The organism is Acinetobacter sp. Q85-2 (assembly GCF_013420555.1).
GTDB classification, from domain to species: Bacteria; Pseudomonadota; Gammaproteobacteria; order Pseudomonadales; family Moraxellaceae; genus Acinetobacter; species Acinetobacter indicus.
This window is the reverse complement of the sequence record NZ_VOXW01000039.1, coordinates 1-7,634: the sequence shown is the minus strand read 5'-3', so window position 1 is coordinate 7,634 and position 7,634 is coordinate 1. Positions and strand designations below refer to the sequence as shown.

The 7,634-nt window shown below is 32.1% G+C and carries 5 protein-coding genes and 3 pseudogenes; 5 read left to right on the top strand and 3 right to left on the bottom strand.

Translation table 11 applies throughout. The features are described 5' to 3' along the window. From FTT68_RS13865 to FTT68_RS13850, 4 genes are all read left to right on the top strand, one after another. On the top strand, positions 1–1,190 hold a 1,190-nt coding region (locus tag FTT68_RS13865; RefSeq protein ID WP_257229502.1), incomplete at its 5' end, for a type VI secretion system Vgr family protein. A 10-nt stretch (positions 1,191–1,200) separates the two neighbouring features. Next, positions 1,201–1,707 (top strand): hypothetical protein, encoded by a 507-nt coding sequence (locus tag FTT68_RS13860; RefSeq protein WP_168406827.1) that lies wholly within the window; start codon positions 1,201–1,203, stop codon positions 1,705–1,707. A gap of 2 nt (positions 1,708–1,709) precedes the next feature. Continuing rightward, complete coding sequence (locus FTT68_RS13855) at positions 1,710–4,103, top strand: hypothetical protein (RefSeq protein WP_180057457.1); 2,394 nt, start codon at positions 1,710–1,712, stop codon at positions 4,101–4,103. Between the two features lie 3 nt (positions 4,104–4,106). Continuing rightward, complete coding sequence (locus FTT68_RS13850; RefSeq protein WP_168369824.1) at positions 4,107–4,598, top strand: hypothetical protein; 492 nt, start codon at positions 4,107–4,109, stop codon at positions 4,596–4,598. 58 nt (positions 4,599–4,656) lie between these two features. On the opposite strand, the pseudogene FTT68_RS13845 reads toward FTT68_RS13850, so the two are convergent. Beyond that, a pseudogene (locus FTT68_RS13845) lies at positions 4,657–4,953 on the bottom strand (Dyp-type peroxidase); the annotation flags it as partial. Positions 4,954–5,158: 205 nt separating this feature from the next. Continuing rightward, positions 5,159–6,019: pseudogene (locus tag FTT68_RS13840) on the bottom strand (IS982 family transposase). Positions 6,020–6,126: 107 nt separating this feature from the next. Between FTT68_RS13840 and FTT68_RS13835 the strand changes: the two are divergent. Beyond that, positions 6,127–6,525 (top strand): lysozyme inhibitor LprI family protein, encoded by a 399-nt coding sequence (locus tag FTT68_RS13835; protein WP_168406747.1) that lies wholly within the window; start codon positions 6,127–6,129, stop codon positions 6,523–6,525. Here FTT68_RS13835 and FTT68_RS13830 read toward each other — a convergent pair. After that, positions 6,508–6,681 (bottom strand): annotated as a pseudogene (locus tag FTT68_RS13830) (peroxidase); the annotation flags it as partial. The gene FTT68_RS13835 and the pseudogene FTT68_RS13830 sit on opposite strands and share 18 nt — an antisense overlap. Positions 6,682–7,634 lie beyond the last annotated feature (953 nt).

Below are 7,634 nucleotides of genomic sequence, written 5' to 3'. Positions count from 1 at the left end.
TCTCTGCCCAGCTGCAAAGCAGCCATGGTGCGACCCAACTGAACCTGGGGAACTTGAGCCATCCCAAAGCCAGCGCTGAAAGTGATGGCCGTGGTGAAGGTTTTGAACTGAGAACCGATCAGTGGGGGGCAGTTCGTGCCGGAGAAGGCTTACTGATTTCGACCCATCCACAGGCACAAGCCGAAGGCAATCATCTTGATACCAGTGAGGCCAAATCCCAGATTGAAGGCTCACTGAACAATGCCCAAGCTTTAAGTGAAGTGGCTAAAAACCAGCAGACCAATCCTTTAGAAGTTCTCGATAACTTAAAGAACTTTTTAGAGCAGATCGAACAGCAGGATGAAAATAAAGCTGCTGCTTTTAAACAGGCCTTAATGATTCTTAGCGCACCAAACTCTATTGCCTTAAGTAGCCAGCAAGATGTACATCTCTCTGCTGATGGTCAGATCAGTCACAGTGCCGGAGAGAGTATTAACCTCAGTACGCAGCAGTCTTTGATTGCACATGCCAGCCAGAAACTAAGCCTGTTTGCAGCACAAGACGGTGCACGTTTATATGCCGGTAAAGGCAAAGTCGAGATTCAGGCACAGGGTGATGGTGCAGATCTTATTGCCAGAAAAGGGGTGCAAATTATTTCGACGGAAGACAGGATTGAAGTCAAGGCGAGTAAAAAAATTATATTGGTGGCTGGAGGAAGTCAGATTGAAATTAGTGGTTTAGGTGTGTTGCCGACAACTGCTGGGAAGTTTGAGGTGAAAGCGGGGCAGCATCTGTTTATGAATGGAGCTAATGTGAATACTCAGTTAGCGAAGATGCCTGAGACTGGAATATTTAGTAGACGGTTTGATTTTAAAGATCTTATTTCTCAAGAGCTACTGGCAGGAGGCTTTAAATATAAAGTCATAAACAAAGATAAAAAAACTGAGTTTATAGGTACACTTGATCAGAATGCACGTACAGAAAGAATATTTAGTGATAATCCTGATAATATCGAAATATTATTATTAGGCAAATCTGATAATGATTCGGATAAATTACTGCTAATCGAAAAAGAAGTAGATCATAATAAAACTGAAGGTCCAGATGAAGTATGTTGTGGTGAGTATGATGAAGATAACTATGATAAAAATACTGAAAATTTGAATGAGGATAATGATTTAGAAGCAGACTTTAAGAGTTTTGGGATTTAATGGTGGAATTATGAAAAATATAATAACTATATGTGTACTAATAAGTAGTTCAATTTTATATGCTGAAAGTTCAAAAGAGTGCATGCAGTATTGGAATCAGCCTATTAAAAAAATAAAGATTCTTGAAGAGGTTGAATGTGAACACATTTGGGAATTCGGGAAAAATAAAAGTAGTCTAAGTCAATTAAAAGTAATAGATAATTTAAAGCTTAAAACAAGCGATGCACAGTGGTTGTCAACAGGCCAGTGTCAAAAAATTTCATATAATAAAAAGCAATATAATATTTATAATGCAGAATATAAGGAATATGGACACAATATTTGGCTAATTTATGATGATAAAACAGCTTTTGCATACTTTAGAAAAGTAAATAGTAGAGATCAATCGGTTGATTTGAGTTGTAATCAGGTTGGGATAGATCATGAAATAAAATATATACTTAATAGTTATTTAAAAAATAATACATCTGTCAGTATGGAAAAATATAGAGAAAATGATTGGTATAAAGAGCAATAATAATGAAAAAAACGATAATATTTAAAGATGGAACTATAAAAACATTTGAAACTAATTTAGCTGGCTTTATCTCTGCAGTGAGTTTTAAAGAGTCATCATCAGATTTATCTTTATCTTTGAGTCATCCTATTAATATGAGATGTGCTAAAAAAGTTAATACAAATGGTTACATGGGCTTGTTTCAATGGGGGGAATCAGCTTTATACGATTTAGGATATTATCTAGGTGATAGGGGGATATCCTATGAGGATCTTAAAAACGTAAAAAGAGAGTCTGCTTTGTATAGGAGGTGGAAAAGTCAATTCTCATCAAATAATTGGTCCGGGAAGTGGTCTGGAAAAAGAAATATTAATTCAAAATCTGATTTTTTGAATAGTCCTAGTGTTCAATATGAAGTTATCAAAGAATGGATAGAATATCTCTGTAAACAAATAAGAAATAATAATTTAAATGAGCATTTTGGAAGAACGATCCAAGGAGTGGAAATCAACGAATCTGGAGCGATTGCTGGAATACATTTAGTAGGTATTGGTGGTCTAGGAGCCTTCTTAGGTATTGCTAATTTTTCCGGTCAAAAGCAAACTGATGGCAATGGGACTCATATTAAAAAATATATTCAAGACTTTGGAGGATTTGATTTAGAAAAATGCTGTAATCGAAAAATATATATTCAATTAAAAGACCAAAATGAAAACTTATTAAGAAGAAAAGAAGTTACAATTATTTCAAAATATTCAGGAAAGTCCTTCTCTGGAGAAACTAAAGTAAAAGTAAAAAGTGATGAAAATGGAAATCTTCCTGTCATTGTTAGACATCCATTGACTGAGATCAAAATTGCAGCTGATGGTAAAGAGTCTAATCTTATTATTCAAAAAAAAGATCAGAAACAATATGGAATTATACAAAATTTTGAAGTTTCAAGATTTCCGGCAACTTTAGAAGAAAACAGTACGCCACAACCAAAATCTGAACCAACTAAGACACCTCAAGAAGTAAGAAATGAACAAAACTTAGCTGAAATTAAAAGAGATAGTATTGCTGAGAATACTAAAGATATTAGTTTTAATATTCAAATTGTAGAAGGTGATACAGGAAAGAAAATTTCTAATATGAATTTCTTCCTTACATATAAGGGAAATATAAAAAAACATACAGCAAATAGCCAAGGTATCAAGCAGAATATAATTGCTGAGGTGGGGCAAGATATTGAAGTTTCTGTTTCAGGAGAAGCTGAAAATCAGAAAATATATCATTTTAAAGTTGAAAAATCATTATCTAATCAAACTATAAAAATTAAATTACCAGTTCAAAGTTTCAAAATAATCGTAAAAAAGGACGATAAATTAGTACCAAACCTAGCCCTAACTTTGTTTTATAGGGGAAGAGAGATTTCCAAGAAAACAAATTCTTTAGGTGAAATTTCTGTAAGAATGTTAGTTGGGTTTGTATATGGATTTGGTGCTGGTAGTAAATCATTAACTAAGGTAAGGGTAATACATAATAGTTCATCGAGAGTTTTTCGAATTAATGAGGGCTTTGAAAAACTTTCAAAACAGGTTGTTATGACCCAGACTCAATCAAATAAACAACAGCCAGTTTTAACATCAAATCCAACTAGCCCTATACCTCCAGCACAACCTGCCGAAGTTAAGCATGAACAACCGAAAGCCATACAGCAAAATACCTATACAGAAAATAGTGGTAAACCTTTGACAACTATCAGTAATCAAGCTCCACCAACCAGTGATATAACACGCTATCATATTTATCATGATGGAAAAATTAAGAGAGAAAATAAAGCAGCCACAGGTTATGCTGAGTTTATATTTTATGAAGCAAATGGAACAGCTCATAATTTGGGTAAATCAAGATTTATAAAAGCTCCATTGCGTAAATCTGGTAATGAAATTATTGCTGGAAATTGTTACTTAATCGACTTTACAAAGCATGGATTATATAGAAAAGGAAATTTAGGTTATAAGTGGTTTATAACTGGGGGAAATATAAGATTTTATTTGAATGGTATATCAATGGCTGCAATCTTGGGTAGCTTCATGAATTTAGGTTATGAGGAGTATCCAAGTTCTGGTGCAAGTTTAATTGATGGAAGTTCACAGAAACCTAGTGTAACACATAGAAATGGCGAAGCTTGTGACTTTAGATACTTAGGAAAAAATAATGCTCATCGGACAGAGGCTATTTGGACGCAAAATAGTAATTATGATGATCAAAGAAATATAAATTTAGTTCATGAATTTAAAAAGTTTGGTTTTACTGTATTCTATACCCAAGATGGATATACAAAAAGACCTAAGATCCCAGGTACAGGTTATGCTAAAAATCATTATCACCATTTACATATTGGTACATGTGTGCCAAAAATTCAGGATATTTAATATATGTATAAATTAATGTTTTTTTCTTTAATTTTAATTCTAACAGCTTGTAATTCTAATAAGGCAGTGGGATTAAGTAATAATAATGAAGTAAAAAAAACGATTATATCTGAATTTTCTAAAATGAATATTGGTGGTGATTTTAAATTATTCTCTAAGAGTGGTGAAATTAAAAAAATAGAAAATACTGATATTGTTGATAATTGCTTGTATGCTGAAAGTAAAGATGGTGATGTTGATTATTTGGTTTTTAGTAATAAGATTTCAACAGCAACATATTTGAACTCAGTTTTTTTAGGAATTAATTCGTCAGAATTGAAATCAAAAATTAATGATTTATCTTTAATTAGAAGCGAATATGATGAAGCTACTTACTATTTACAATATGATCTTGATGAAAGGTATGGGGTGAAATTCTATTTAGTTGATGATAAAGTAATTGAAGTGACTTATGGATTACTTGATAAATTGCAATACCAAGAAGGATGCTCGTGATTGTTATTAATTTTTTATTAAATTGAAATATAAAGCCGACTCTCGTCGGCTTTATAAATTATCCTTCCAGCACTTTTTCCAGCAACTCTTCACTTGGAGCGAAGTAGTAAGCACCATCTAAAACGGTGAAAAAATGCAGTAAATGGTCATGAATACCATCTCCTGAGGTTCCAAACATACGCTCAAGCATAGCATCCAGAATGGTTAAATTCTTGGTATAGGTAATAAAGAATAAGCCTTGGTCATCTTGCTCATCCCCATACGGTAGGGAATGACGCAGAATTTCCATTTCTTCACCTTCATCATCTTCAACCACGGTACGGGTGACGTGGGTATTTTTAGATTTTACATCATCTGGTTGGTGGAGGGGTCCTAAGTAAAAGAAGGCTAGAGATACCAGATTAGTAAATGAAGCAAGAAACGGTTATATAGATTTATTGGTTTTCTAGGAATTAAGAATTCAAAAAATTAAGAGATATAGCTAAAAAGTAATTATCAGGTAGAAAACTAAGTGATTAGAAATTTTATATTTATAATAACCCGAATCCTGCTTAAGCCAATTATTCTATAACTTGAATTGTTGGCTTATTCTGATGAATCAGTTGATATGCACACAAGGATGCGTAAATCCCACTTAAAAATCCATCAAGACTACGTGCTTTGCTCGTCACTAAATTGTACTGACCTTTCAATAAACTGAATAACGTTTCTATTTTATTACGCTGTTTTAAGTGATATTCATCTGATGTACAGAGTTGGACGGGTTCCATGTTCTTTTGATGATAGGTAATTAAATCAATACCTTGGTCTTTTAATCTACTTTTTAAATCTTAGCTGATATAACCACGATCTCCATAAAGCTTTACTTTTAAACCCACAACTAGATGCTCAACCATTTTTATATCAGCAATATGCCCATTGGATAATACTGAGCTCGCGATCGCCCCAAATTGATTCATCACAACATGTAATTTACAACCATAAAACCATCCCATTGAGCTTTTACCTCGAGTTGCTATTTTAGCCAATGATTTATGTCGTTGAATGCGTTGATTTTTACACGCCGGAAGAGTCGTTGAATCAATCCATAGATATTGGCTATGTTGACCTCTCATTAACGCTACATGTAAAGCATGTAATGCCAATTGATGCATATTGATGAGATGCACTATCCTTTGATAACAGGGTAAACTTTTAAATAAATGCACTTTATCCTGTTTGAGCCATGAAAAAAATGCTTTGAAATTATTGAAATAAGAGCATTTATACCAAATGGTGATAAACACAATTTCTGAGATACTAAGTTGAGCAGGTCGAATTCTTATACAGCGCTGGCTTTGTTTGAGAAACTCCCAATAAGTAGCTTCAAATTGAAGAAAAAAGTCATCAATTAGGTAGAATAATTCGGTACTATTGAACATCAGGACTAGAGTATAGGTTTGGTGTGGTAACTTAACTGATGGCTCTAGTCCTTCTGTTTTTCGAGTCAATTTCTTATCCGCGATTCAGGTTATTTAAGGATTAAAATGTGAATGTTATAGGTAAACTATTTATTTTGAATCTTTTATTTATCTCTTTAAATTCTTATGCAGTAACTCCTGAAGATTTCTTATATCCAGATGCCTTAGAGGTAGAGTGTAAAGATGGAAGTCCTATGCAAGAAGACTTAATGTATTGTGTTTCAGGAAGTTATTTAGATTCAGATAAAAAATTAAATATAGAATATAAAAAAAGAATGAAACTATTAAAAGGAACTAAAAAAGAGAAATTATTAGAAAGTCAGAGATTGTGGTTAAAAAATAGAAAATATAAATGTATCTGTGAATATTCAGCTGCAGCAGGAGGACATGAAGCACCGATTTATTTAATAGATTGTTATGCTCAGGAAAACTACAAAAGAGTAAAATTTTTAGAAAATTATAAATAGTTTAAAAACCTCTTCCAATAACTCCTCACTCGGCTCAAAGGAGTAAGCGCCATCTAAAGCGGTCACAAAATGCAGTAAACGGTCATGAATGCCATCCCTTGAGGTGCTAAACATATGCTCAAGCATCATATACAGAATGGATAAATCCTCGGTATAGGTTTAGTAAATGAAGCAACAAACGGTTATATAGACTTATTGGTTTTCTAGGAATTAAGAATTCAAAAAATTAAGAGATATAGCTAAAAATTAAAAGTAATTATTGGGTGAAAATCTAAGTGATTAGAAATTTTAAATTTATAATAATATTTTATTTTTAATGGTGTATTGCGTGAAAAATACTTGAAATATCTTTATCTAAATTTTAATATAATCTAAAGGGCGATGAAGTGAAGATTAAAATTTTTTTTGAAAGATGTGATTTTTGATTGTTTTTAAATCCTTACTTCCTTAAATGAATTGGAAAATTTTATCTGTAAAATTAAGCTGAAAATATAATTTTAAAATAATATCTATTTTTTTGTTTTCTTAAAATTATATAAAATTTAGATTAAAATATATAGGATAGTTAATAAGGGCTTTGTTGCACAAAGATTTCATAACTATATGATTTTAAAAGTTTTGATTATTTTTTGATCCAAAATTAAATTTATTTAAATCAGATGCTTACATATTTATGCAACAAAGCCAGCAAAAAGTAATCTTGAGCATAGATATAATGGTTATGAAATTAAATATAAATTATTACAAAGTTTTACTAAAGATTATGAAGTTGAAAAAGGAGGTCCTATTTTAGAAATGTAAGTCGGAGTCTATAAGGTTTTAAAAAATAAGTGTGTAATTGTTGCAAGAGTTGATGGGGATTCTGGAGGTTATGGGAGTGAGGATATTGTATATCTCTATAATAAAAATTTTTTATTAGGTTATAGCTTGAATTATAGTTATTTATTTTTAAATAATGAGGGTGCTAAAAAATTAAGTAAACTAACCTGAATCGCGGATAAGAAATTGACTTGAAAAATAAGAGGACTAGAGCCATCAGTTGAGTTACCACACCAAACTCACAACTCTAGTCCTGATGTTCAATAGTACCGAATTATTCTGCGTAATTG

What these genes read in the sequence shown, in the direction of transcription:
- FTT68_RS13860 (WP_168406827.1), top strand. Translation starts at nt 1,201, where the DNA reads ATGAAAAATATAATAACTATATGTGTACTAATAAGTAGTTCAATTTTA.
- FTT68_RS13855 (WP_180057457.1), top strand. Translation starts at nt 1,710, where the DNA reads ATGAAAAAAACGATAATATTTAAAGATGGAACTATAAAAACATTTGAA.
- FTT68_RS13850 (WP_168369824.1), top strand. Translation starts at nt 4,107, where the DNA reads ATGTATAAATTAATGTTTTTTTCTTTAATTTTAATTCTAACAGCTTGT.